We start from the raw sequence: 26985 nt of genomic DNA on the forward strand, positions 1-26985 counted from the left end.
CTACAACGTTGTAATTGTTTAATTTGGCTCTACTAACTTAAACGATTACGTACTGTATGAAAAATTTTATTTTTAGCTTTTTAGCGCTCTTGTTGCTGCCATCATATATGATGGGGCAGGCACAAGCAATCAAAGGGAAGGTAGTAGACAGTAGTGGAATGGGAATTCCAGGAGCAATTATTAGCGCTCCAGAATCCAAAGCCTCTGCAGATGCTGACTTTGACGGTAATTTTACCATTAATGCTAAAGTTGGAGAAACTCTTAAGATCTCTATGCTTGGCTTCGATGCAGTTTCTGTGCCGGCAGCTGCAGGTGTAATGTCTATTACTTTAAAAGAAGCAGGCGATACTGCTTTAAAAGAAGTAGTTGTTATAGGATATGGTACCAGAAAGAAAATTGATAATACTTCTGCTGTAAGCTCATTAAAATCAGAAGAAATTACCAAAATGAAGGTAGCAAATGCAACTCAAGCTATTCAAGGTAAAGCGGCGGGGGTTCAGGTAACTGCTTCAAACACTCCTGGTGGAACACCTTCTGTTGTTATTAGAGGGGTTGGAACTGCATTAGGAGGAAGAAATCCTTTATATGTTGTTGATGGTATGCCAACTGACAATATAAATAACATTAATACTAATGACATTACTTCTTATGAAGTTTTAAAAGATGCTTCTGCTCTTGCTATTTATGGTACAAGGGGTGCAAATGGGGTTATCATGATTACTACTAAAGCAGGAAAAGGAAAATTGACTGTAGATGTTGATAGTTACAGTGGTTTTAAAACTGCTTTGAAAAAAGTAAAAATGGCTAACAGCGAGGAGTTTGCTCGTTATAGTAATGCCGCTTTTAATGATCCAAACAAATTTTCTTTAAATCAGCCAGTTAATACAAATTGGTATGATGCAATTACAAGAACAGGTACATTTACAGAAAATAATATTGCTATCTCTGGATCATCAGAAAGTGTTAAGTATTTTTTAAGTGCTGCCAACTACGAAGAGAAAGGAATTTTAAATGGAACAGATTATTCTCGTACAACTATTAGAAATAATAATGAGTATAAAATTTCAGACAAACTTAAATTAAGTCAAAATTTCAGTGTTACGTCTATTAAAAACACACCGAAACCATTATCTGCATTTACTACAGCTTATAGACAATCGCCTATAATTCCTGTACGTTTTGCTGATGGAAAATATGGTGTTCCATTTGTTAATAATGGAGTAGCTGCAGAAACGGGTTCACAATTCAATTCAGTTGGAAATCCAGTAAGTGCAGTAGATTTCAACGATGAAAAACAACAAACGGTTATTCTTCAAGGTGGTTTAAAATTAGATTATGATATTACAAAATCATTAAAATTTACATCTCAATTTAACGGAGAATTTTATACGTATAAACAATATAACTACGTAGATAATTTAGCTATTTGGTTAGCAGCAGATCCAAATAGAGTTGAATCAGGTTACGATACAAATAGTTTAAATATAAATACTTTAACTAGAAATAGAGATCAATATTTCAACTGGAATTTATCTAACTATTTAACTTACAATAAAGTATTTGCAGAAATTCACGATGTAGAAGTTACAGCAGGTATAGAAACGAATGTAATTGGTACAAGAGAAAAATTAACAGTTACCAGAAAAAATGTAGAAGCTAATTCTAACTACTGGGCACTAGACAATGTTCCTTACGGACCAAGTGTTGTAGGGTATGGTGATGTAGCATTAAGCCAAAAGAAATTATCATCTTATTTTGCCCGTTTCCAATATAAATTAATGGACAAATATCTATTGACTGGAACTGTAAGACGTGATGGATCATCTCAGTTTTCTGATGGAAATCGCTGGGGAACATTCCCGTCATTAGGTGCTGGGTGGATCGTATCTAAAGAAAACTTTTTGAAAGACTCTAAAACAATTAATTTATTAAAAATTAGAGGTTCTTGGGGTAAATTAGGAAATCAAAATGTTCCATTAAATAATCAAACATTTACATCAGGTTTAAATTATGGACCAGATTCAGGTCAGGGAATCAGTGTAGATTCATCTATTGATCCTAACTTATCTTGGGAAGTTGTAGAAGAACTTTCTGCAGGTTTTGATATTGAAATGTTTAACAACAGATTAAAAGGATCTTTCGATGTTTATGATAAAAATACTGAAAATGCAATTTTATATGTTATTCCTCTTTCAACTTCAGGATTGACACAAAGAACTGCTACTCACGTTGGGGAAGTATCTAATAAAGGTTATGAGATTTCTTTGCGTTGGGATGATAAAATTAATGACAATTTAAGCTACTGGGTAGGGGGTAACTTCTCTCATAATCAAAATAAATTGTCTAGTTTAAATAATCCATCGATTGCACAGATTATTGGGGGTAATTTAGGAAATGGACAAAATACTAAATTATTATATAATACATCTGTAGGACAGCCATTGGGTAGTTTCTTCATGTACGAATATGCGGGAGTTGATCCTGCAAATGGTCAAATGTTGTACTATAATGCAAGTGGAGACAAAGTTCCTCAAGGGTCATTAAATGAAGTTAATGATAAAAAATATTTTGGATCGGTTCTTCCAACTCTAAATTACGGAGTTACTTTAGGTTTAAATTATAAAAATATTGATTTCTCTGTTGATGGTTATGGAACAGGTGGAGCAAAAGTTTATAATGGTAAAAAAGCACAACGTTTTTCAGGTGAAAATATAGAAGCTTCTTTAACTAGAGATTTCTGGACTCCAACTAATACCACAGCTTCAAATCCAGCACCATTTAATTACGTTCCAGTTGCTTCAACTTATTACTTAGAATCAGCGGATTTCTTTAGAATTAACAACATTACTGTAGGATATAAACTTCCTTTAAAAGAAGATGGCTTTATCAGTTTCTGTAGACTATATGTGAATGCGGTTAATCCGTTTATTACTCAGAAATTCTCAGGATTTTCGCCAGAAGCGTTAGGGGATGGAGAATTAGTAACAGGTACTCAGGGTGTTGAGCTTGATGCTTACCCTTCATTGAGATCATTTGTTATTGGAGCAAATTTAAAATTTTAATATTATGAAAAGACTTTATATATCACTTTTACTTGCTGGGCTTCTCTTTTCAGGATGTTCAGATGATTTTTTAGATGTGGATCAAACGGATAAAATTCCAGTTGATATAGAATACCTTAATACAGATAGTAAAGCTACTGAATTGGTTACATCTATTTATAACCAGTTTTTATCTTGGGACATGTCATCTTTTGGATGGAACGCTGTTACAAGTATAATTTCAGATGATGCTGATAAAGGATCTGACCCTGGAGATACAGGAACAGATAAAGACGTTATTGATGCTTTAACTTACAATGCTTCAACTCCATCATTTGAAAGTGTTTGGAAAGCAAATTATGCAGGAATTAATAGATGTAATCAAGCATTAACATACCTTCCTCAATTAGATAAAGTTACGCCAGCATTAAAAAACAGATTAATTGGTGAAGCAAAATTTATGAGAGCTTTCATGTATTTTACATTAGTAAAAGGTTATGGAGGTGTTCCAATTGTAGACCGCTTAGCAAATACACCATTATCTGAAGAGGATAAAGTAATGCAGTTAACTCGAAAAACAGCTGCAGAAGTGTATACTTTTATTGAAAAAGATTTAGCTGAAGCAGCTGAATTATTACCAGAAAAAGGAACTTATTCTGGTAACGACAAACAAAGAGTTTCTAAAGGTTCTGCATATGCATTGTTAGCAAAAGTTAGCTTATACCAAAAGAAATGGCAGGAAGTAATTGATAACTGTGATAAAGTAACAGGTTATTCGTTAGTTTCAGATTATTCTTTGCAGTTTAAAAAAGAAGGAGAGTTTGGTTCTGAATCTATTTTTGAAATTAATGGTGTTGGTTCACCAACTTCAGATTTAAAATTAGGAATTGGTAATTATACTGTTTCTCAAGCGCCTAGAGGTGCTGGAGGATGGGGATGGGGTTTCAATACGCCATCACAAGGTTTAGCAGATGCTTATGAAGCAGGTGATGTTAGAAGAGCGGCTACAATTATCTTTAGAGGATCAGTTTTATATGATGGACGTGTAGTTGCATCAACTGTAACCAATCCAATGTATAACTATAAAGCTTATTCGTCTGATTTTTACAATGTTGAGTTTACAGATACTAATCTTAGATACTTAAGATATGCTGAAGTTTTATTAATGAAAGCAGAAGCATTAAATGAGTTAGGCCAAACAGGTGCAGCGACTCCTTTATTGAATCAAGTAAGACACAGAGCTAATTTAGGTGATACTCCTGCAGTTTCTCAAGCAGACGCTAGAACTGCTATCTGGAAAGAAAGAAGAGTAGAATTAGCTTTCGAACATGACAGATGGTTTGATCTTGTTAGAACTGGTCAGGCTCCTGCTGCAATGGCTGCTGACGGAAAAACTTTTATAGTTGGTAAACACGAATTGTTTCCAATACCAACATTCTTCATTAGAGAATCAGTAGGATACTCAAGTCAAAACCCTGGTGGTTATTAATTAATATTTTTTAATCACTCCCTTCAAACTTTTGAAGGGAGTGATTATTATTAAATTTTAAACTTTTATAATGATTAGAATTTCAGTTTTATTTTTAGCTTTTACTTTTTTTGGTTGTGGATCGAATGCGGATAAGGCAAAAGAAAATGCAGAAGAAAATACTTCTGGCGTTGCATTAACAGATGAGCAGCTATTGGATGCTGTACAAAAACAAACTTTTAAATATTTCTGGGATTACGCAGAACCCAATTCTGGTTTAGCCAGAGAGCGCTATCATCCAGACGGAAATTATCCTGAAAATGATTCAAATATTGTAACAACAGGGGGTTCTGGTTTTGGTTTAATGGCTTTGGTTTCAGGTATGTCTCAAGGTTATATTACCAAAGAACAAGGTGTAGAAAGACTGAACAAAATTGCAGATTTTTTAGGCAAAGCAGATCGTTTTCATGGAGCATGGTCTCATTGGATCGATGGAAATACAGGAAAAGTAAAACCTTTTGGAACCAAGGATAATGGCGGCGATTTAGTCGAAACTTCATTTTTGGTTGCAGGGATGATTACAGTTCGTGAATATCTTAAAGATGGTTCAGAAAAAGAAAAAGCAGTTGCTCAAAAATACGATGCACTTTGGAAAGGCGTGGAGTGGAATTGGTATACTAACAACAAAAATGTACTATACTGGCATTGGTCGCCTAATTACGCATGGCAAATGGATTTTCCATTAAAAGGATATAATGAATGTTTAATTACTTATGTAATGGCAGCATCTTCGCCGACATATTCTATTGATGCTAAAGCATATCATGAAGGATGGGCGAGAGGCGGGGACATCGTTTCTCCTAAAACAAAATATAACATTCCTTTAATTTTAAAACATAACGGTGCAGAAGAATTCGGTGGTCCTTTATTCTGGGCGCATTATTCTTATGTAGGTTTAGATCCAAATCAATTGAGCGATCAATATGCAAATTACTGGGATTTAAACGTAAATCAAACTAAAATAAATTATCAATATTGTGTTGAAAATCCAAACAAGGTTGAGGGATATGGTGCTGATTATTGGGGACTAACAGCGTCATATTCCAGAAACCCTGATGGTTCTATTGGATACAATGCACATATGCCAAGCAATGATCAAGGTGTAATTTCTCCAACCGCCGCAATAAGTTCAATTGTATATACGCCGAAAGAATCAATGGCTTTCATACGCAATCTATACGAAAACCATAAACAAGAAACTTGGGGCAATGCAGGTTTTTATGATGCTTTAAGTTTAGGAAATAAATGGGTTGCAAAACGTTATTTAGCAATCGATCAAGGTCCTGAAGTGGTGATGATAGAAAACTACAGAACTGGTCTATTATGGAAATTATTCATGAATGCTCCTGAAGTAAAACAAGGTTTGACAAAACTTGGATTTAAATCAGGAAAATATGGGATTTAAAAAACAAGCATGAAGTATAAATTAGTTTTTTTATCCCTGTTGATTTCGACATTTTGTTTTAGCCAAAGTGAAACAAGTGGAAAAATTAACACCGTCATAATGGCAAAGTATGAGTTGGGCTATGTGTTACATAAACCTGCAAATACAAAAGAAAAAAAGCCTTTAATAGTTTTTATCTCTGGAGATGGGGAAAAAGGAACTGATCTTGAAAAAGTAAAAATTAATGGTCCTTTAAAATATCTAAAAACGCATCAATTAGAAACATACGTTTTGGCTCCTCAATGTAAAGAAGATGAAAACTGGGATATAGAATCGATTTATCAGCTGATTTTAAAAATCCAGAAAGAAAACAAAATTGATTCAGAAAGAATATATGTTACTGGTTTGAGCTCAGGCGGCTGGGCTTCATGGAATTTGGCTTTTGCACATCCGGATCTATTTGCAGCAAACGTACCTGTCGCTGGTTTTGTAGATTTAATTCAGTTAGAGCACGCTTGTGAAATAGCCAATATTCCAACCAGAATTTATCACGGATTATTGGATGATGTTGTAAACGTGAACTATGCGATCACGATTTACAAAGAATTGAAAAAATGTAATGCAAAAGATGTAAAGCTGACCATTTTTGATGATGCCAATCACGACAGCTGGACAAGAGTTTATGATAATGCAGCAATCTATGACTGGATGTTACAGCAGAGAAAAACGAATACAAACAAATAAATTAAATAGAATGAAAAACAAATTAGTCTTACTTTTTTTAGGATGTGCTGTTTTGGGTTACGCTCAAAAAAAGAACACTAAAAATACAGTGAAAATTAAACCAAAGTCTGAATTTGTAGCAGAGTTAATGTCAAAAATGACTCTAGACGAGAAATTGGGTCAGTTAAACTTGCCAACATCCGGTGATATCACTACAGGGCAGGCAAACAGCTCAAATGTGGCAAAAAATATTGCTGAAGGTAAAGTGGGAGGTTTGTTTAACATTAAATCAGTTCAAAAAATTAAAGAGGTACAGAAAATCGCGGTTGAAAAAAGCCGTTTGAAAATTCCGCTGCTTTTTGGTATGGACGTTATTCACGGTTACGAAACAACATTTCCAATTCCTTTAGGACTTTCTTGTACTTGGGATATGGGATTAATTGAAAGAAGTGCACAGATTGCTGCAAAAGAAGCAAGTGCAGACGGAATTAACTGGACATTCTCTCCAATGGTTGACGTTTCTCGCGATCCTCGCTGGGGAAGAGTTTCTGAAGGTTCAGGAGAAGATCCATATTTAGGAAGCCAGATTGCAAAAGCAATGGTTAATGGTTACCAGCAGCATGATCTTTCTAAAAATAATTCAATTTTAGCTTGTGTAAAACACTTTGCTTTATACGGTGCACCAGAAGGCGGACGTGATTATAACACGGTAGACATGAGCCACATTAGAATGTTTAATGATTATTTTCCTCCTTACAAAGCAGCAGTTGATGCTGGTGTAGGATCGGTTATGGCATCTTTCAACGAAATTGACGGAATACCAGCAACAGGAAATAAATGGTTAATGACAGATGTTCTTAGAAAACAATGGGGGTTCAAAGGTTTCGTGGTAACAGACTTTACTGGTATTCCTGAAATGATCGAGCACGGAATGGGAGATTTACAACAAGTTTCGGCTTTATCATTAAACGCTGGTGTTGAGATGGATATGGTTGGAGAAGGTTTCTTAGGAACGTTAAAAAAATCTTTAGATGAAGGAAAAGTAAAAATCGAAACAATCGATAACGCTGTAAAACTTATTTTAGAAGCAAAATATGATTTAGGATTGTTCCAAGATCCGTATAAATATTGTGACGAAAAAAGAGCTAAAACTGAAATCTTTACAATGGATAGCAGAAAAGAAGCACGTCAAATTGCCTCACAATCATTGGTTTTATTAAAAAATCAAAACCAATTATTACCTCTTAAAAAATCAGGTACTATTGCACTTATCGGACCATTAGCTGATGCTAAAGAAAATATGCCTGGAACTTGGAGTGTAGCTACTAAAATGGAAAATGCCGTTTCATTACTAGCAGGAATCAAAGAAGTTGCAGGAGCTGGTACTAAAGTTTTATACGCTAAAGGAGGTAATTTAGATTATGATGAAACTTTTGAAACAAACGCTACAATGTTTGGAAAAACATTACACCGTGATGCACGTTCAAAAGAAGATTTGTTAGCAGAAGCTTTAAAAGTTGCTCAACAATCAGATGTAATTGTTGCTGCTCTTGGAGAATCTGCAGAAATGAGCGGGGAATCTAGCAGCCGTACAAACTTGGAAATTCCACAAGCACAAAAAGACTTATTAAACGCTTTATTAAAAACAGGAAAACCAGTTGTTTTAGTTTTATTTGACGGACGTCCACTAGTGATTACTGAAGAAGAAAAAACAGTTCCAGCGATTTTAAACGCTTGGTTTGCGGGGACAGAAGCTGGTTATGCTATTGCTGATGTTTTATTTGGAGATGTAAATCCTTCTGGGAAATTGACTTCAACTTTCCCAAGAAGTGTTGGACAATTACCAATTTACTACGCACACAAAAATACAGGAAGACCACTTTCTAATTCTGAAGGAAAATTCGAAAAATTTAGATCAAACTATATTGACGAAAGAAACGAGCCTCTATTCCCATTCGGATTTGGTTTAAGTTATACAACTTTTGATTATTCAAACTTGAAAATTTCTTCTGATAAAATGAATTTCAGCGGGAAATTAAAAGTAACAGTTGACGTAACAAACACTGGAAATTTTGACGGAAAAGAGACGGTTCAATTATACATTAGAGATTTAGTGGGTTCAGTAACAAGACCAGTTAGAGAACTAAAAGGTTTCCAAAAAATAACACTTAAAAAAGGTGAAAAACAAACAGTAAGTTTCGACATTACTGTTGAAGATTTAAAATTTTATAACTCTGATTTGCAATTTGCGGCAGAGCCTGGACAGTTTGATATTTTCGTTGGAGGAAATTCAAATTCCGATAAGAAAGTTAGTTTTGAGTTAACTAAATAGTTGGTTTATTGATTAGTGAGAAGCCCTTCATTTGGAGGGCTTTTTTTTAAACTGAAAAACCTTTTTTGTAATTTTTTAACTACGTTTATGATGAATACGTTTAAAATATCCCGCTCGATTTTTTTATTAGCAATGCTATTTGCTTTTTTTTCTTGCAATGCACAAAAAAATGCAATTGTAGCACATCGCGGTGCGTGGAAAAATAATAACCTGCCAGAAAACTCTATTGCCGCACTTAGACACGCAATTGATTTAAAACTCCCAGGTTCAGAATTCGATGTTTGGAGAACTGCAGATGATTCTCTCGTTATCAATCATGATGCACATTACAACAAGATGCTGATTGAAGAAACCAATTATGCAGATTTGATCAAATTTAAACTTTCCAATGGAGAGAAACTTCCAACATTGCATGAATATATTTCAGAAGGTAAAAGAAACAACAAACAGACTCTTTTGGTCTGCGAAATAAAACCTTCAGAAATAAGTAAGGAAAGAGGAAAAAAGACTGCGTTAATGGCAGTTGAAACTATTAAAAAACTCAAAGCAGATAAAAACACTTGTTACATAAGCTTTGATTACGATATTCTAAAGCAGATTAGAATCGTTGATGCCGAAACTTCTTTGCAATATTTAGAAGGAAATAAATCGCCGAAAGAAGTAAAAGCAGATAAAATTAATGGTGTAGATTATCATTATTCTGTATTTCAAAAACATCCAGAATGGATACAAGAAGCCAAAGACAACAAAATTATCCTAAACGCTTGGACAGTGAATGAAGCTGCAGATATGGATTGGATTATTAATCAAAAATTCAATTACATAACAACGAATGAACCTGAACTTTTAAAGGAAAGATTAAATCTTAAAAAATAATCTTGGAACTTACCAAACAAATCTAAAAATGAAAAAGATACATAAACTGATGACCTTGCCGATTTTATTTGTGATAGTATTTAGTCACAATTTATTGGCGCAGAATTTAGGTAAAACAGAATGGTTTGATCCTAGCAGACCAGCAACAACTTATTGTAATCCCATTAATATTGGGTACAATTATACAACTCATAATCATAACAGAATTCCAGAATCGCGTCGTTCAAGTGCAGATCCTGTGATTATTACCTATAAAGGCGAATATTATTTATTTGCGACCAATCAGGCAGGTTTCTTTTGGAGTAAAGATATGTCTGACTGGAATTTTGTTTACGGAAGTTTCCAAAGAGAACCAGGCGACGATGACCAATGTGCGCCTGCAGCTTGGGTTGTAAACGACACACTATTTTACGTTGGTTCTACTTGGAAAAGAGATCATCCAATCTGGAAAACTGCCGATCCAAAATCAGGAAGATGGACACGTCACGTCGACAAAGCAATGCTGCCAACTTGGGATCCAGCGATTTTTCAGGATGATGATAAAAAAGTGTATATGTATTACGGTTCCAGCGGGAAACTGCCTCTTGTAGGTGTTGAAGTTGACTATAATACATGGCTTCCAAAAGGAAATCAGGCTGATTATGCTCAGTTATACAAAGCAACAGAAGTAGAAGATATTCAGCGTCCGTATGGGCAAATAAAAGAAGTTGCAGTTTTAGAACCTTCAGCTCACGGCTGGGAACGTTTCGGACCCAATAATGATATGGAACCTGCACCTTGGGGAAATTTTATTGAAGGAGCGTGGATGACCAAACATAACGGAAAATACTACATGCAGTATGGCGCGCCTGCAACAGAATTTAAAGGCTATGCAAATGGAGTTCATGTTGGAGATAATCCGCTTGGACCATTTACGTATCAAAAACACAATCCGATGTCTTATAAACCAGGCGGATTTGTAATTGGAGCTGGGCACGGAAATACTTTTGCTGATAATTTTGGTAATTACTGGAACACGGGAACTTGTAAAATCTCTATTAAAGATCGTTTTGAACGCCGTATAGATATGTTTCCAGCAGGATTCGATAAAGATGATGTCATGTATTCGATTACTTCTTACGGAGATTTTCCAATTGTCTTACCAACAAATCAGCGTGATCAAACGAAAGGAGCTTCATCAGGATGGATGTTACTTTCGTACAAGAAACCAGTAAAAGTTTCTTCTTCAGAAGAATGCATGGAAGTGGAAACACACAGAATGGATAACGGAGGCAAAAAAGTGTATGAGAAATTCTGTTACGGACCTGATAATCTGACAGATGAAAATATTCAAACCTATTGGTCTGCTAAAACGAGTAACCCTGGAGAATGGCTTCAAATGGATTTAGGAAGACAAATGGAAATTAATGCTTTGCAGATTAATTATGCAGATCATAAAGCAACCCAGTTTAATAAAGCAATGGATATTTATTACCAATACAAGATATTCATGTCTGATGATGCTGTTAATTGGACTTTGGTTGTAGATAAATCTAAAAATGATAAAGATGTACCACATGATTATGTAGAGCTTACAAAAGCGATTAAAGCACGTTACATCAAAATGGAAAACATTCACAACGCTTCTGGTTTATTCGCAATTTCTGATTTCAGGGTTTTTGGAAACGGATTAGCAGCAAAACCAAAAGCAGCTGCCTCTTTTAAAGTGGATAGAAATAAAGCAGATTCTAGAAACGCAATGATTTCTTGGAAAAAACAAAATGATGCCATTGGATATAATATTTATTATGGAATTTCTCCAGATAAATTATACAACAGTATCATGGTTTATGGAGACAGCTCATACGATTTTAGAGGTTTAGATAAAGGCACAAAATATTATTTTACCATAGAACCTTTTAATGAAAACGGAATTGGAATAAAAAATAAGATTATAGAAGTAAAATAATCTTTATTTATGAAATGTTTAAAAGCTCTAATTGCAAATTGAAGAATTTGTAATTAGGGCTTTTTTTCATAAAAAGGATCATGAAAAAATCTGACACTTCTAGAGAATTTTTGTTTCTTTGTGAGATAAGCCAAAAACGGAACATAACCCCAAAAATGTTATAGAAATTATGAAAAGAACGATTCTTTTAACTGCTTTAGTTTTAAACGGATTGACTTCATCTTTTGCTCAGACAAACGATGAAAAAAACATTAAATTATTTTATAAAAAAGCCTTAACCGAGTCAAAATGCTACACTTGGTTAGAATATTTGTCTAATGATATTGGAGCCCGTCTATCTGGTTCTAAAGGAGCTGAACTGGCTGTCGATTACACAAAAAGACAATTAGAATCACTTGGATTAGATAAAGTATATCTTCAGGAAGTTATGGTGCCGCATTGGGTTAGAGGTGAAAAGGAAACAGCTTATATCTTAGACGGAAAAACAAAAACTGTAGTGCCAATCTGCGCTTTAGGAGGTTCTGTCGCAACTCCAAAAACCGGAATTACTGCAGAGATAGTTGAAGTGCAGGGAATTAAAGAATTAGCTGAATTAGGAGCAGATAAAGTAAAAGGAAAAATTGTGTTTTACAACAGACCAATGAATCCTGAAAATATTGAAACGTTTACTTCTTATGGAGCATGTGTTGACCAAAGATATGCAGGAGCAAAAGAAGCTGCAAAACTAGGAGCGGTGGGAACGATCGTTCGTTCAATGAATTTAAGATTAGACGATTTTCCTCATACAGGTGCGCAAAGTTATGGTGACTTACCAAAAGAGCAATATATTCCAACCGCAGCAATAAGTACAAACGGAGCAGAATTGTTGAGTAAATCTTTAAGGGTAAATCCAGCTTTAAAGTTTTATTTCAAACAATCTTGTGAAACTTTACCAGATGCATTGTCTTATAACGTAATTGGAGAATTGACAGGAACGGTTAGTCCAGAAAATATCATGGTAGTTGGCGGACATTTAGATTCTTGGGATTTGGCAGATGGTTCTCATGATGATGGAGCAGGAGTAGTGCAAAGTATGGAGGTAATTAGAATTTTGAAAAATTTGAATTACAAACCTAAAAATACGATTCGTGTTGTTTTGTTTATGAATGAAGAAAATGGCGGAAAAGGCGGTGCTAAGTATGAGGAAGTTTCGAAACAAAAGAAAGAAAATCACATTTTTGCATTAGAAAGCGATTCAGGCGGATTTACTCCACGTGGATTCTCGATTGAAGCTGATGATGCTAATTTGAAAAAAATTCAAGGATACAAAGATCTTTTTGAACCTTATTTAGTGCATAGTTTTACGATTGGCCACGCAGGTTCAGATATTAGTCATTTAACTTCGCAGGCAATTGTTAAAGCAGGATTAAAGCCAGATTCACAACGTTATTTCGATTATCATCATGCGGCAAACGATACCTTTGATGCGATTAACAAAAGAGAATTAGAATTAGGTGCGGCAACAATGACTACTTTGATGTATTTATTAGATCAAAACGGAATTGATATTAAAAAAGCAAATTAAGATTTTAAAAAATATATCGTTTAGAAAGCTGTGAGTTAAACTTACAGCTTTTTTTTTGTCTCAAGATTTCATCACAATCAAATAGTACAAAAAAGTTATCGGAATATTAGAAAGCAGCAATAAGATTTTAAAACCAATCTCTTTTCGCTGCTGCCGTAAAAGAAGAAATTTTTCTGCCAAATGAACAAACATGATTGTATTAACAAGTATCGCAGCTAAAGCAAATGGCCATGCAATAACGAGAATGGCTGTATCTCCATTTGAAATAATATATGATGCGAACAGCAATGTAGTAATGACAAATGATCCAATCGTTAATTCGAGAGATTGTTTTTCCTTGAATGGTTGTTCGTTAATTGTTTTCATTTTGCTAAATATTAAAAGTTTGTTGAATCGATTGAACTGGCATAAACAGCATTTTTGAAAAATCCAAGTAATGAAACGGCAGCGCTTTTTTACCTCGATTGTATTGCTGAAAGAAATAGTTTAGTCGCTTTGGATAAAATATAGTGCCCGATAAGATTACCATATACAGATACAAGCTTCTTTTTCCATTTCCGAATAAATAATACTGCATTCCGATTTCTTCATAAACTGAAATTCCTGTATTGGTCAAAACATGAATAATATCGTGATCTTCCAGCTTTTCTTGAATATCAAAATGATTGTTATGAAGGAAACTGCCTAAGCCATAACCCAAACTGTCTTTAGGAAAATCCATCAATGCTGTTTTATCAATTTTCCAAGGTTCATTTTTCTTGAAATATTTTTGATACGGCTTTTTAGAACATTCATACAATTTTTCGATTAAATAATCTCTCATAAATGAAATTTTAAAAGTTCTTTGAAATTCAAAGCTTATTAATAAATAAAGAAGCTAGAAATAAAATAAACTAGCTTTTTTCTAATTAGTAGTTATCTATTACCGTTTTTAGTAAATTAGAAGCAGCAAGGTCAGAAGGAGCAACGACTTTCTCCTGTAACGGAATCTCATCGCCATAACGCTCTTTCAATACTTTTTGAACTCTTGTTTCGGTTAGGTTAAAGTCATTCAGTTCTCTTAGTTGGGACAATTCAATTCCGGCTGCATTTTTATAAATTTTCCAAACTAATTCAGAGCAGTAAATCCTATTGTCTGTCCACTCAAAATAAGCATCATATTCTTTACCATCAAACTGCTGACTGTAGTCCTTCATTTTTTGTAAAACTTCAGGCTTCAAAACAGTGTCATTTTTTAATCTTTTCACCACATATTTGCTGTCTTTTCCGTGGTTAATCCAATCTTCAAGCGGTGTAAGTTTTACAGGTTGAACAGCTTCAAAAACAAACCATTTTCCGTTTATGTCATAGATAATGCCACAGTGCGAAAATTTCGAATTAGTGGCTATACGAACAGCTTCGCATTGTTTCGATTCCGAAGTTTGAAAAATAATATCACCATCTTTAAACTTACTAGATATAGTTTTTTCCTGACTATTTCCAGTAAAAGGATTGTTGGGAAAAACTTTGATCGAAACAAACAGCGCACAGCCAAAACTGATGAGTAACGTTATTAGCGGGAGTATGATTTTTTTGCTTTTCATAAAGTATAATTTAAAGTACTTTGAGATGCAAAGTAAATGATAAAAAAAATAGCTGCCAAATAAATTGACAGCTATTTGCTAAATATATTTTACTAAAATATTAGATTCTAAAAATACCTCCAACAGCAATAATTCGCTGGAAGAAGAAAAAGTCCTGAGAAGCTTTGTCCTCGCTGCTTGTGGTAGTTCTAATATCCTGCATGTTGATATAACCGCCTTTAAGCTCTCCCTGAATATAGAAGTGTTTGAAGAACGTAATATTGATACCAGCTTTTGCAGAAACTCCATAACCAGAAATGTGAAAATCATCATGGCGTTCTTTTCCTAAAAGCATAGTATTAGTTTTTGGATATAAAACACCAGCACCAAGACCTTCAGTTAAGTTTATTTGAACTTTATCTGTATTTGGAAGGCTGAACCATTTCGAAATATCATCAAATCTAGAAACTTCAGTATTGATGTAATTCAATCCGTCTGTATGCTCGTACGTTAAGAAAGTTTCATCTGTAAAGTTTACAGGAGTATTATTATAAACACCGTTGTGCACAGGTCCATCAATATAACCCGTAACATTTGCAGTCTGATCCTGAGTCATCACATATTTCATGTGGTCAACTCCGATGGCTACACTGTAATGATCACTGAAAAAATAACCCAATCTCAAATTTGTTTGAGGTATCGTCATGTTCGCAGGATTAATGTAATCAATATGCCAGCCTTTTGGTTTATCGTGAGCTGTCATATTATTAACTGTAAAGTTGTAATCTTTACCTCTGAAATTCACATCAGAGTTAGAATAACTTTCTCTATTTCCACCCCACATTACAAAGAATTTACCTTTGTTATGAGCAGTGTATTTTTGTACTGGAATTTCTTCCTGAGCAAAAGTGCTTAATGAAACACAAATCAGAAAGAAAAACAAAATTTTTGTTTTCAAAGAACTTAAATATTATAATTAAAAGGTATTAACTGTTTTTCTGATGGCAACTAATTTATTCATTAAACCTTCGAAATAGTCTAAATGAAGCATATTAGCACCATCACTTTTAGCGTTAGCAGGATCAAAATGCGTTTCAATAAAGATTCCGTCAACACCTACTGCGATACCAGCTTTAGCAACGGTTTCAATCATATCAGGTCTTCCTCCTGTAACACCAGCGGTTTGATTTGGCTGCTGCAAAGAATGCGTCACATCCAAAACCGTAGAAGCATATTGCTGCATAGTGGGAATACCTCTAAAATCAACAATCATGTCTTGGTATCCAAACATAGTACCACGATCTGTAACCATAACATTCTCATTATTACAGTCTAGTACTTTTTGTACAGCATGTTTCATGCTTTCTGGACTCATAAATTGTCCTTTTTTCAAATTAACGACTTTTCCTGTATTTGCTGCAGCAACCACAAGATCAGTCTGGCGCACCAAGAACGCTGGAATCTGCAAAACATCTACGTATTGCGCAGCCATGTCAGCATCTTCGTTAGTATGAATATCTGTAACTGTTGGAACATGAAAAGTTTCAGAAACTTTTCTTAAGATTTTTAAAGCTTTTTCGTCTCCAATTCCAGAAAAACTATCAATTCTCGAACGGTTTGCTTTTTTAAAAGATCCCTTGAAAACGTAAGGAATCTGAAGTTTGTCGGTAATACCAACTAATTTTTCAGCAATTCTAAGAGCCATTTCTTCTCCTTCAATAGCGCAAGGTCCCGCCAATAAAAAGAAGTTACCACTGTCAGTATGCTTAATTTGTGGAATATGTTGTAAATTCATAATATGATTTTTTGACAGTGCAAAGGTAGTCATGATTTATGAATACAGGATGAAGATTTAAGATTATTTTATGAATGCTCAGATAGGCTCTAACTTTCGAAATCACTAATTATTTCTCGTCAAGTATTTCCTGCATCGTATTATAAATTTCTATAATTGTCTTTTGATTTCTATTTTCTTTGTGGTATAGCAAAGATGAATAGATAATAGTATTGTGGCTGTTAGACTTACAATTAATTACATTATCTTTTTTTAAAATTTCACTTTCAATGCTGCTTGTAGCATACCATCTATTAAAAACTTTAAATCGTTTAAGACTTTTATCGTCTTTATAGTCACAAACATAAAGCATTGAATTTTGTGAGTTTTTGAAAAATGCAATAATAATCGCTTGTATAGTTATGGAAACTTGAGTATCTAATTTTTCTATTTTATCACTAACTTTTTCAATAATTATTTGAAAAATATTATTGATATCGAGCCCTGACACTGCACTAAAAGTTTCATCGACAATAAATGCGACACGATACTCTATTTTGTTTTTTGTAATAAAATAATAGAACTGTGGATTTTCGTTTAAAAAATAATTATAGGGGACTAGCAAGTTTAATTCCTTTTTGTTTTAAAGTTTCAATGCTGGTTTTATCTTTCAAAAACGATTGCACAACATTTTTATCAGTAATCATTTTTGCTACTGATTCTAAAACCTTTTGCTTATTTGTTGTAATCTTTTTCATACTGCAAATTTAGGAAATCTTTTTAATTATAAAAATCAATATTTCATTTAAAAAAAAACTTAATAATGAAAAAATTAAGAAAGCATAATGATTTTTAATAATAAATAATACATAATTATGTTTCCCTACTTCAATCTCAATCCCACCGGAACCATTAGAATTCCTTTTTCATAAATATTCAAATACAATTTAATTGGCTTTTTTTGACCTTCCCATTTCAATTCGTACACATTTAAAAAACCAGCTCCCATATTGCTCCTTTTCGTTGGAAACGGACAGCAAGTTTCTAATTTGCTATAAGTAATTTTTTCACCATTTGGTCCTGCTAAGGCATTCAAAAAACGGGATTCATTTAAAGTTTCATTATTGGTGTTTTGAAAGAAAATATTAATCGGATAATCAGGATTGTAACCGTATTTTTTATCTTTTGCAAATTCGGTAATTACAAACGTGTTATTTTTATTCAAAACTAAATCTGGAGCGTAATCATCTACATTTTTTAAAGTCGATTTTGAACTCACACACGATGAGACAGTGATTAATAAAACAATTAAAAGAGTTATTTTTTTCATGGTTGTAATTTTGTAGTAACAGTTAGCTGGTCTCGTAAGAGAGATTAATTATTCTTCTGCTTTCTTTTTGTTTAGTTTTAAAATACCAATCACAATCAGATATTGTGCCAGAAGATAGGTAAGCATTATAAAAAATGAGCTTTTCGGAAGTGGAGCATAAAATTTGTTTATCGCCAAAATACTATCCGATACTACAAAGAAAAACGCACCTAAAAAAACTAGTAAATTGCCTGGCTTTTCCCAGACTAAGAATCCATTAAAAGCAAATAGGAGCATTATCGAAATTATCGATGCGTAAATAGTAACGGGAATTTCTAAGTTTCCTAAAAAGGGCATTAGAAAAGAGACCATGCCAATGAGGTACAAGGCAATTAAAATACTTCCAAAAATAAAGAGTGATCTATTCTGTTTTTTTCTAACCTTACGCTGCTTATTAAATAAGACACAATAAATAATATGAGCTGTCAAAAATGACAATAGACCCAGAATAAAATAAATCTCGCCAAGGTCTGTAAATAATAGAATAACATCTCCAATCCACGAAAAAATAAGACCGCTTAGTAGTGTGTTTTTGGTCGGAAATTTTCTGTGAAAATAAACGCCGAACCCTATAATTGGTATTAAAATGGGCTTCAGGAAAAGGTCAAAACGTTCGTAACCTGATAAGAGAATGATCAGGTATAATATGCTGAACGCTGTATAAATTTTATAAAATGATGAGTTTCTCATAATAGGGGATTATGAATTATTGATGGTTTTGGTTGGTTTTTAAATTTAAAACTAACAAAATATACTGTGACTATAAATGATAGTATTAAGTATGTAAAAATAATATAATTAGTAATTGGAATTACATCATTTAAACCAAACTAGTCTCCGTAATAATTAATAATGCAGTTTATTATAACAAAATGCAGGGCTTCCCATAAAATAGAGAATTTCTTTATCCATTAATCCTGAGTAGCTGTATATGGTAACAAAAATAGAAAGCCAAAATATCTTTCCATTTCCTCCATAAAAAAAACATTCTATTGAATTCAAATATAGAATAAAATAGAATGTTTTCTAAAATATTTTCAATTAAACGATTTCAGCGCTGAGTCCTGCTTCTAAAAGTTGTGTACATTGAGGTTTTAATTTGTCCAGCGGACCTGTTTTTACAGTGCATTTTCCGTTGTAATGTACAATTAATGAGCATTGCTCAGCTTGTTCAGCCGTGTGGCTGCATACACGCATAAGAGTATCAATTACGTGGTCAAAAGTGTTTACATCATCATTGTAAACTATAATTTCGTTATTGAAACCCGTTGCTTCTTTTTCGCGAATTCTTTCTCTAACTTTTTCTTTAGTACTCATTTTTTTTAAGTTTTTGTACTGATGTTACTATTATCTAATTTACGTATTTTAATGATACCCAGTTGTTTCTTTGAAACTTTTTAACATACGTTAATCCTTTTTCAACGCACGAAGCATCGATAAACGGAACATCTTCTTCGTAGAAACCACTAAAAAGAATTATTCCTTTTGGATTTAAACAGTCAACGTAAGCCTGCATATCATTCAACAAAATATTTCTATTAATGTTTGCGATAATTAAATCATATTTTTTGCCTGCTAATAAGGCAGCATCGCCCTCATAAACGCTGATATGTTTACAATTATTGCGTTCAGCATTTTCGATAGAATTCAAATAGCACCAGTTGTCAATATCAATGGCATCGATTGGTTCAGCACCTTTCATTTCAGCCAAAATTGCCAAAATTGCTGTTCCGCATCCCATGTCTAAAGTTTTAAGACCTTTAACATCCATTTCCAGTAAATGCTGGATCATCATATGAGTTGTTTCATGATGACCAGTTCCAAAGCTCATTTTTGGTTCTATTACAATATCAAATTCGGCATTAGTTTTTGGGTGAAAAGGAGCGCGAACGTGGCATTTTCCGTCAACATCAATAGGTTCAAAATTCTTTTCCCATTCCTCGTTCCAGTTTACCTGATCGATTTCTTCAATAGTATATTCAATTTTAAACTCTTCAGATTGTAAAATATAAATATCGTCTAGAATATTTTCGTCCCATAAATCTTTCTTCACAAAAGCCGAAATTCCGTTTTCTGTTTCTGTAAAACTTTCAAACGCTTTTTCGCCTAATTCAGCAACTAAAATCTCTGAACCAAGTTCTTTTGGTTCGATTGTAAAATGATATCCTAAATAGATGTTCGACATAAATAATTTTTTTGCAAAGGTAATTCTTAAATTATAAACTTCAATTCAAAAATTCCAAATTCCAAAACAAAAAAACCATTCGCACCGCGCATGGTTTTTTGTAAATCTAAAATCTAAAATCTAAAATCTAAAATCTAAAATCTAAAATCTATCCCGAGGCTTCGGGACTAAAATTTAAAATCTAAAGCTGAAGTTCCTAAAAAAAAAAGGAAACAATATATTCAATTTTTTAATTATTAAAATATAATATTTGTAAGAATTTTATGTTATTTATATAAATAAAAGAATAAATGAAAAATATAAGTTTTACAATACTGCTTTTGATTTTTTTAGGAATTTCATGTGCTAAAAAAGAAGAAGGAATCCGTTCTTTTTGTTATTGGAAAACTGATTTAAATTTTGATGCTAAAGATGATTCATTAATCAAAAAATTAAAAGTAAAACATCTTTATGTTCGTTTTTTTGATGTCGACTGGGGAGCAAACGATGATGAAGCAGTGCCAGTTGCAGATATTAAAACTATTAATTTCAATAAAAGTAAAACTGAAATTACACCCTGTGTTTTTATAAAAAACGAGGTCTTTTTACAAACTAACAAAGAACAATTAGATACTCTAGCCATTCGAATAATTAATAGGGTAGAGGCAATAGCAGACAACAGCATTGAATTTAAGCGTAATAAAACAACTTACTCAAAAGTAGATTTTAAAGAAGTTTTGATCGATTGTGACTGGTCTCCAAAAACAAAAGACAATTATTTTTATTTATTAAAAAAGATTAAAGACAATTACCCAAAGATAAAAATAGCCGCTACAATTAGGCTCTGGCAGTATAAATATGCTACAAAAGCAGGAGTGCCGCCAGTAGATCGAGGGCTTTTAATGTGTTATAATATCAGTAAACCAACAGATATTAATACAGAAAATTCTATAGGGACCATCCGTGAATTAGCGCAATATATTACCCATGATAAATATAAACTCAAACTTGATATTGCTCTGCCAATATACAGTTGGGCAGTTGTTTTTAGAGGAAATCGGTTTAAAGGAATTTTGTCAGATTACAGCAAACTTATAAGCGATAGTATCGAATTAAAGCGACTAAGTGCTAACAACTACATTTTGAAAAATGATATCCTGATTGGAAAGAAATATTTGAGAAACGGAGACCTGATACGGATCGAAAAAATTTCAGATGACGAGCTTGAAAAAATGATTTCGATTGTAAAAAATAAAATTAAAATAGATAACCAAACAAAAGTTACATTTTTCGCTTTTGATAAAAAATATATAAGTGATTATGGAATTCAAAAAATATCAAAATATTATGCGCACTTTTAGTCTTTTAGTTTTACTATTTAGTTTTCAGGTCTCTTTTGCTTGTATCGGAGACGATTTTGGTGATGAAAGAACGAGAGTGGCAATTTTTATGGCAAAGCGAAGTGGTTTCGCGGGACTTAGTCCGTTTAATTATACTTCATATAATTATACATCTACATATTCGTTTTACACTGGACAGGATATCTGGCCTTACGACACGAATGAGGCTTCTAACATAGATCTTAGTGAAAAAGAATTAAACTGCTTGGAATGGAAAAAAAAATTAGGCAATAAAATCAATGTCGATGATATTTATGATATTCTGTATCATAGAAAAACAGGTGAATTTGTAAACGCATATGAGTCGAAATCATTAAGAACTGCTTTTAAGGGAAATACCTTTATTAATAGTTTGTTAATGCCAAAAAATAAAGGTTTTTTAGATTGTGTTTTATTAGCAAAGAAAATAGAACATAATATTCGAACTTGGCAGATAAATAATTATTCAATCGATATTAATGATTATAAAAAGAAGCTTTTAAATACTAAAGATGCATTCTTGAGAAAGCGATATGCCTTTTTAATTTTGAGATATTATTTTTATAAAGATAACTCGAAAGAAGTGATCCGTTTATATAATACTTATTTTGGAAACGGTTTAAATTCAATCATAGAATTATGGGCTTTAGATTATAGAGGATCGTATTTTACTAATAATGGTTCCAGCAGTTATGCACTACACAATTTTTTAGCTGGTTTTGGTTATAAAACATCGTTAATATTGCACAATAAGATCTACAATTACTAATGAACGCAATGCGTTTACCCGAAAATAGAAATGCAAAAAGCATTGCTCTAGCAACTCAGAATTTCCATAATCCCAAGCCATGTCTGGATGTGATTAAAAAAATAGGAAAAGCAAGTCCTAATAATATACTTTTAGCTTTTTTAATTGGAAGAGAAATTAATAAAATAGAAGACTGGACTTTTTCCATTAAATATACAGGATTTACCCCATCGGTACTTTGTCATGGCAATTGGGATGATAGTTTTGAAAAATGTATTAAAGAAAATTATAAAAATGACATTTCCTATTTAAGAAATTTTAGAGGGTTTTTAATTAATATGCACCAAGAAACTTTTGGAGAACAAAGAGACTTTGTAGCAGCTGCAATTGCTCATCTTTATTTAATGGATAATGAGGCTGATTTGGCAAAAAAATATATAGATATGATTTCTGATAAGTCTAATGAATCTATACAAGTTCAAAAGAATATTCTATTAGCCATGGCATCTTTAAAAACAGAGAATCTTAAAAGTAAAAAAGTTCGATACCAACTTCTTACATATTTTAATTCGGTTGAAAATTTAGCCAAAAAGGAGAAAGCATTGCAAAAGTGTTTATACAGTTTGTATTTGGTTGCGAGTGACGAATTTCATAAAAAAGGAGATGAAGCTGTCGCTGCTTTATTTTTGATAAAATCGAATTATGCTGAAGAATATAAAATGGAAGATAGAGAAATGAGTGATTTTGATTATATTAAATATTTAGACAGGCATGCAAAAATAAAAGATATAGATTATTTAATCGGATTAAAAGAAAAACAAAACACAACGTTTTTTGAAAAATTTATTTCATTAAAAACATTAGCTCCCAATGTAAATATTTACAAAAATTTAAAAGGAACAATGGCTTTTAGAGATGATGATTTAGATTTAGCGTATACAGCTTTTTCAACTATACCCAATGGTTTTTGGAATAATGAGGAAAAGGAGGATTGTGAAAGCAGTTTAAAACAAGATCCATTTATACCAAAAGACTTAACAAGATCGGAAGACCGAAAATATGATTATTATTTTAATAAAGCCGATTTTATTGCCAAACTTATTCAATTAAAAAAGCAAAATACAGCAGCCAGTAATTTGCAATTAGGACATGCTTATTTTAATGTTTCTTCTATAGGTAATTCCTGGGCTATGGTCTGTTATTATAAATCAGGAGATAATAAAAATGAAAAATACCAAAATGATAATTACTGTAATTTGAAAATGGCAAAAATGTATTATGAAAAAGCATTGAAGTTAGCTAAAAATGATGAAGAAAAAGCATTAGCAAACCTAATGATCTTTGAGTGTAATTATTATAGATATGAGTTTTCAGGTTTCAATTCGTATGCATTAGATTACTTTCCTTATAAATATTCAGGTTTTTACATTGACCCGGTTTATTATATATTCTACCCATTTTACAATTATGATTTTGGTATTGGAAAATTTAAAGGAGTTAGGGAACTTACTAATTTTTATACAGTGTATAGATCAACTGAAACTTTTAAAAAATACAATTGTCCAACAATTGAAAATTTCATAAATTAAAGCATAAAAAAAGCGTTCGCTTAGCGAACGCTTTTTTTATAAGGTAAAATCTAAAATTAGATAGCCGTTACAATAGCTAAAAAGTCATCAGCTTTTAGAGCAGCACCTCCAATTAAACCACCATCTACGTCTGGTTTACCAAAGATTTCTTTAGCGTTTTCTGGTTTAACAGAACCACCGTATAAAATAGAAACTTCATCAGCAATATCAGCTCCAAAAGCTTTACGGATAGTTTCTCTAATAAATTCGTGCATTTCCTGCGCTTGCTCTGGCGAAGCAGTTTCTCCAGTTCCGATAGCCCAAACAGGTTCGTAAGCCAATACAATTTTAGACCAAGATTCTTTAGCAATATGGAAAACACCATCACGCAATTGATTCTCAACAATATTAAAATGATTGTCAGATTGACGGTCTTTTAATTCTTCTCCAAAACAGAAAATAACTGTCATGTCATGTTTTAAAGCTGTATCAACTTTATTAGCAATTAAAGCGTCAGTTTCGTTGAAAATTGCTCTACGCTCAGAGTGACCTAATATAACTGTGTTAACGCCAATGCTTGTTAACATATCTGCAGAAATTTCTCCTGTAAAAGCACCGCCTTCAGCTTGGTGAACATTTTGAGCAGAAACTCCGATAGTTGTATTTTTTAATTTTGCAGCAGCAGCTTGTAAGTTTACAAATGTTGGAGCTACAATAACTTGTGCATTCGTTTTTGCTGGAATTTTAGCAATTAACTCGTTTAATAATTCTTCAGTTTGAGCAGCATTTTTATGCATTTTCCAGTTTCCTGCAACAATCGATTTTCTCATTTTGGTAGTTTTATATTATTTTTTTGTTTTTTGTTTTTTGTTTTATGAAGTAAGGTCAAAGACAAATTGAAATTGATTTTTGAAATTGCTATTGAATTATTTCAATCCTTTTAAAGTTTCGTCTATTTTAGCAAAATCAGTTTCTATAGCGCGGTAAAGCACAATTTTTCCTGTTTTGTCCACAACGATATATCTCGGAATCCAATCTAAGTCAATCGCTTTTCCAAAAAGCCCTTTCATGCCATCGTTCATCATATAATGATCACCTTTATTTAACTCGTGTTTTTCGATTCCAGCTTTCCATTTTTCAGCAGTTTTATCAGCCGAGATAAATAAGTAAGAAACATCGGGATTGTTGGCTTGCAATTCTTTTAATTTCGGCATTGCTTTTACACAGTCACCACACCAAGAAGCCCAAACTTCAATAACCAAAGTTTTTCCTTTGTATTTTTTTAATATGTTTTTGAATGCAACCTGACTTCCGTCTGTTGCTAATAATTTTTCAGATAAAGCTTCTTTAGAAAAATTTGTTTTCTGAGCTTGAGAACAAGAAAAAGTAATAAATGCAATTACAATTAGTGCAATTTGTTTCATATTTAAATTAAATTAATTTTTTATTGAGTACTGAATTCACAAAGTTAAACAAACAAATCGAATGCCAATTGTAGATTAACAAAATTTGAAGAGTCGTTTATTTTGTAACAAAACAACGATTTTGGGTTAGAAAAAGGCGAATGAAATCGTAATAGTTACTGTTAAATCCCTATGCTTATTTGATAGTTTGCATCTAACCACATTAAATGGATAAAAAAAACATATTCTAAATAGTATTTTTGAATGTAAAAAACGTCAGATTTTAATCAATAAGGATTTAATATGAGTCTTTTTTTGGAAAAAAAGAGCTTAAAAATTAAGCTCTTTATCAATTGTATTATACTTTAAATTTTGGGATCAACAAAAATTTTGTAGACTCCGTTGGTTTTATCGAATTCGTAGGCTGCATTTCCGATTTTAAAATCCTTGTATTCCGTATAAGAACATTTATTATTGACTCTAGTAGCTTTTACATGAAAGTCATAAATGTTTTTTCCATGTATGCTTACAGAGTAGTTTATATTTTCTGTTTCCCAACCAATATAGCCAAAACGAATAACATTTAAGTTATTTTCTGAAATGATGTCGAATTTTACGTTTTTGCTAGAATCATCCAAATCTTTTACAACAATATCTGTGCTTTTGAATGTCCCGTTGGTTAATAAATTTTTTCCAGTAGTCTTATCTACAAGTTCAAAAGAATACGGTGCAGGCTCTGTAAAACATAGTATGCCTTCGTCATTATTGCATCCGTAATTAATAATAAACAAGAAAAATAAAAAGAATTTTAAAGTTGTTTTCATGTTGATTTTTTTTTGTTTTTGGTTGGGTTAAATGTAGGAATATTATTTTAAAATTTAAATTTTCATTGTAAAAACTTAAAGGTTAAAACTTTAGTTCAAATCATAAATTTCCATTTGCCCATTTTTTACTTGGAACGATCCATTCGTCTAAAGCTTTATAAAGAAAACCATGTTTGAGATTGGTATTCAATTCTATCTCTTTAAAATGATCTATTTTGCATTTCGAAGTTTCTTTTCGCTTTATCGCAGAAACTCCGTAGATATCTGATTTTTCATAGATGGTTAAAATATTACCACAGAAATTAATATCGGGAATTTCTTGAATATCGACATCTCTAAAGCATCCAATGAATACAAAATTCACATCGGGATTAGAAAGATAAGTCGATACATATTGTGCAATATAACCGCCTTTTGAAGTTCCTATTACGGTTATTTTGTTAGGAGCAATTCCTTTTTTGAGTAATTTTTTTATTTCTTTGACAACCTTTTGGGCATACTTAGCTGCATTGGTGTTTTTGCTTCTGATTTCGCTTAAAACGATAAAATTGTCTTTTCTGAAAGAATTTAAAATTTCATTGTATTCTGCTTTGCCATATTCGGGATGTGGAGTATTTAAATCATTTTCTTCAACAAATTTATTGTGGAGAAAAAATATATATCGCTGCTCATTTATAGTTTTTGATTGACTAAAAACGGTGTGACTAAAAATAAGAAGTAAGATGGTAAATAAAAACTTAGGTATTCGTTTCATAAATAAGTTTTGTTCTTGGAATAGTTTAAAACAAATATATAAAA

The 26985-nt window shown here is 32.5% G+C and carries 26 protein-coding genes; 11 read left to right on the top strand and 15 right to left on the bottom strand.

Annotation, left to right across the window (positions count from 1 at the left end):
• Positions 1-56 precede the first annotated feature (56 nt).
• The 8 genes from HYN86_RS12400 (at position 57) to HYN86_RS12435 (ending at position 13396) form a co-directional block, all read left to right on the top strand.
• Positions 57-3062, top strand: a complete 3006-nt coding sequence (locus HYN86_RS12400) for a SusC/RagA family TonB-linked outer membrane protein (RefSeq protein WP_113678308.1) — start codon at positions 57-59, stop codon at positions 3060-3062.
• A 4-nt stretch (positions 3063-3066) separates the two neighbouring features.
• Positions 3067-4530 carry a RagB/SusD family nutrient uptake outer membrane protein gene (locus HYN86_RS12405; RefSeq protein ID WP_113678309.1) on the top strand — a complete coding sequence of 488 codons (1464 nt, stop codon included), beginning with the start codon at positions 3067-3069 and terminating at the stop codon, positions 4528-4530.
• 70 nt (positions 4531-4600) lie between these two features.
• On the top strand, positions 4601-5974 hold the full coding sequence (locus HYN86_RS12410) for a glucoamylase family protein (RefSeq protein WP_113678310.1): 1374 nt from the start codon (positions 4601-4603) through the stop codon (positions 5972-5974).
• A gap of 99 nt (positions 5975-6073) precedes the next feature.
• A complete protein-coding gene (locus HYN86_RS12415) occupies positions 6074-6697 on the top strand; it encodes a carboxylesterase family protein (protein WP_230406361.1) in 624 nt (207 codons plus the stop codon).
• A gap of 10 nt (positions 6698-6707) precedes the next feature.
• Positions 6708-9008 carry a beta-glucosidase BglX gene (gene bglX, locus HYN86_RS12420; protein WP_113679934.1) on the top strand — a complete coding sequence of 767 codons (2301 nt, stop codon included), beginning with the start codon at positions 6708-6710 and terminating at the stop codon, positions 9006-9008.
• Positions 9009-9098: 90 nt separating this feature from the next.
• Positions 9099-9884 carry a glycerophosphodiester phosphodiesterase family protein gene (locus tag HYN86_RS12425; protein ID WP_113678312.1) on the top strand — a complete coding sequence of 262 codons (786 nt, stop codon included), beginning with the start codon at positions 9099-9101 and terminating at the stop codon, positions 9882-9884.
• Between the two features lie 28 nt (positions 9885-9912).
• Positions 9913-11832 carry a discoidin domain-containing protein gene (locus HYN86_RS12430; protein WP_113678313.1) on the top strand — a complete coding sequence of 640 codons (1920 nt, stop codon included), beginning with the start codon at positions 9913-9915 and terminating at the stop codon, positions 11830-11832.
• A gap of 169 nt (positions 11833-12001) precedes the next feature.
• Positions 12002-13396: a M20/M25/M40 family metallo-hydrolase gene (locus HYN86_RS12435; RefSeq protein ID WP_113678314.1), complete on the top strand. Its 1395-nt coding sequence runs from the start codon at positions 12002-12004 to the stop codon at positions 13394-13396.
• A gap of 60 nt (positions 13397-13456) precedes the next feature.
• Here the strand turns inward: HYN86_RS12435 and HYN86_RS12440 are convergent, their stop codons facing one another.
• The 11 genes from HYN86_RS12440 to prmA all read right to left on the bottom strand — a co-directional run bounded on the left by HYN86_RS12440 (position 13457) and on the right by prmA (position 20286).
• A complete protein-coding gene (locus HYN86_RS12440) occupies positions 13457-13762 on the bottom strand; it encodes a hypothetical protein (RefSeq protein WP_113678315.1) in 306 nt (101 codons plus the stop codon).
• A 4-nt stretch (positions 13763-13766) separates the two neighbouring features.
• Positions 13767-14219, bottom strand: a complete 453-nt coding sequence (locus tag HYN86_RS12445; protein ID WP_113678316.1) for a hypothetical protein — start codon at positions 14217-14219, stop codon at positions 13767-13769.
• Between the two features lie 85 nt (positions 14220-14304).
• On the bottom strand, positions 14305-14979 hold the full coding sequence (locus tag HYN86_RS12450) for a YiiX family permuted papain-like enzyme (protein ID WP_113678317.1): 675 nt from the start codon (positions 14977-14979) through the stop codon (positions 14305-14307).
• A gap of 100 nt (positions 14980-15079) precedes the next feature.
• On the bottom strand, positions 15080-15916 hold the full coding sequence (locus HYN86_RS12455; RefSeq protein WP_113678318.1) for a hypothetical protein: 837 nt from the start codon (positions 15914-15916) through the stop codon (positions 15080-15082).
• An 18-nt stretch (positions 15917-15934) separates the two neighbouring features.
• Positions 15935-16753, bottom strand: a complete 819-nt coding sequence (gene kdsA / locus HYN86_RS12460; protein ID WP_057118492.1) for a 3-deoxy-8-phosphooctulonate synthase — start codon at positions 16751-16753, stop codon at positions 15935-15937.
• A 109-nt stretch (positions 16754-16862) separates the two neighbouring features.
• Entirely contained in the window at positions 16863-17243 is a 381-nt protein-coding gene (locus tag HYN86_RS12465) for a DUF6169 family protein (protein ID WP_205334599.1), read from the bottom strand.
• A gap of 97 nt (positions 17244-17340) precedes the next feature.
• Entirely contained in the window at positions 17341-17490 is a 150-nt protein-coding gene (locus tag HYN86_RS20985; protein ID WP_162789369.1) for a hypothetical protein, read from the bottom strand.
• 125 nt (positions 17491-17615) lie between these two features.
• Positions 17616-18062, bottom strand: a complete 447-nt coding sequence (locus HYN86_RS12470) for a 2-dehydro-3-deoxyphosphooctonate aldolase (protein WP_113678320.1) — start codon at positions 18060-18062, stop codon at positions 17616-17618.
• A gap of 48 nt (positions 18063-18110) precedes the next feature.
• On the bottom strand, positions 18111-18791 hold the full coding sequence (locus tag HYN86_RS12475; RefSeq protein ID WP_113678321.1) for a lysoplasmalogenase: 681 nt from the start codon (positions 18789-18791) through the stop codon (positions 18111-18113).
• A gap of 351 nt (positions 18792-19142) precedes the next feature.
• The gene (locus HYN86_RS12480) at positions 19143-19418 is read right to left on the bottom strand and encodes an ATP-dependent Clp protease adaptor ClpS (RefSeq protein WP_113678322.1); all 276 of its coding nucleotides are present in this window, start codon (positions 19416-19418) and stop codon (positions 19143-19145) included.
• Positions 19419-19452: 34 nt separating this feature from the next.
• Complete coding sequence (gene prmA, locus HYN86_RS12485; RefSeq protein ID WP_113678323.1) at positions 19453-20286, bottom strand: 50S ribosomal protein L11 methyltransferase; 834 nt, start codon at positions 20284-20286, stop codon at positions 19453-19455.
• A 290-nt stretch (positions 20287-20576) separates the two neighbouring features.
• Here prmA and HYN86_RS12490 point away from each other — a divergent pair, with 290 nt between their 5' ends.
• The 3 genes from HYN86_RS12490 to HYN86_RS12500 are packed head-to-tail and all read left to right on the top strand — an operon-like array spanning position 20577 to position 23981.
• Positions 20577-21626, top strand: a complete 1050-nt coding sequence (locus tag HYN86_RS12490) for a hypothetical protein (protein ID WP_113678324.1) — start codon at positions 20577-20579, stop codon at positions 21624-21626.
• A complete protein-coding gene (locus HYN86_RS12495) occupies positions 21586-22413 on the top strand; it encodes a hypothetical protein (RefSeq protein ID WP_113678325.1) in 828 nt (275 codons plus the stop codon). Before HYN86_RS12490 ends, HYN86_RS12495 begins: the two co-directional genes overlap by 41 nt.
• On the top strand, positions 22413-23981 hold the full coding sequence (locus tag HYN86_RS12500; protein WP_113678326.1) for a hypothetical protein: 1569 nt from the start codon (positions 22413-22415) through the stop codon (positions 23979-23981). Before HYN86_RS12495 ends, HYN86_RS12500 begins: the two co-directional genes overlap by 1 nt.
• A 56-nt stretch (positions 23982-24037) precedes the next feature.
• Here the strand turns inward: HYN86_RS12500 and tpiA are convergent, their stop codons facing one another.
• The 4 genes from tpiA to HYN86_RS12520 all read right to left on the bottom strand — a co-directional run bounded on the left by tpiA (position 24038) and on the right by HYN86_RS12520 (position 26941).
• Positions 24038-24790, bottom strand: a complete 753-nt coding sequence (tpiA, locus tag HYN86_RS12505) for a triose-phosphate isomerase (protein WP_113678327.1) — start codon at positions 24788-24790, stop codon at positions 24038-24040.
• A gap of 96 nt (positions 24791-24886) precedes the next feature.
• Positions 24887-25384, bottom strand: coding sequence for a TlpA family protein disulfide reductase (locus tag HYN86_RS12510; protein WP_113678328.1), 498 nt, complete (start codon positions 25382-25384; stop codon positions 24887-24889).
• Between the two features lie 344 nt (positions 25385-25728).
• A complete protein-coding gene (locus HYN86_RS12515; RefSeq protein WP_113678329.1) occupies positions 25729-26187 on the bottom strand; it encodes a hypothetical protein in 459 nt (152 codons plus the stop codon).
• A gap of 100 nt (positions 26188-26287) precedes the next feature.
• Positions 26288-26941, bottom strand: a complete 654-nt coding sequence (locus HYN86_RS12520) for a YqiA/YcfP family alpha/beta fold hydrolase (RefSeq protein WP_113678330.1) — start codon at positions 26939-26941, stop codon at positions 26288-26290.
• Between the last annotated feature and the right edge of the window lie 44 nt (positions 26942-26985).

Source organism: Flavobacterium fluviale (assembly GCF_003312915.1).
Taxonomy (GTDB): Bacteria; Bacteroidota; Bacteroidia; order Flavobacteriales; family Flavobacteriaceae; genus Flavobacterium; species Flavobacterium fluviale.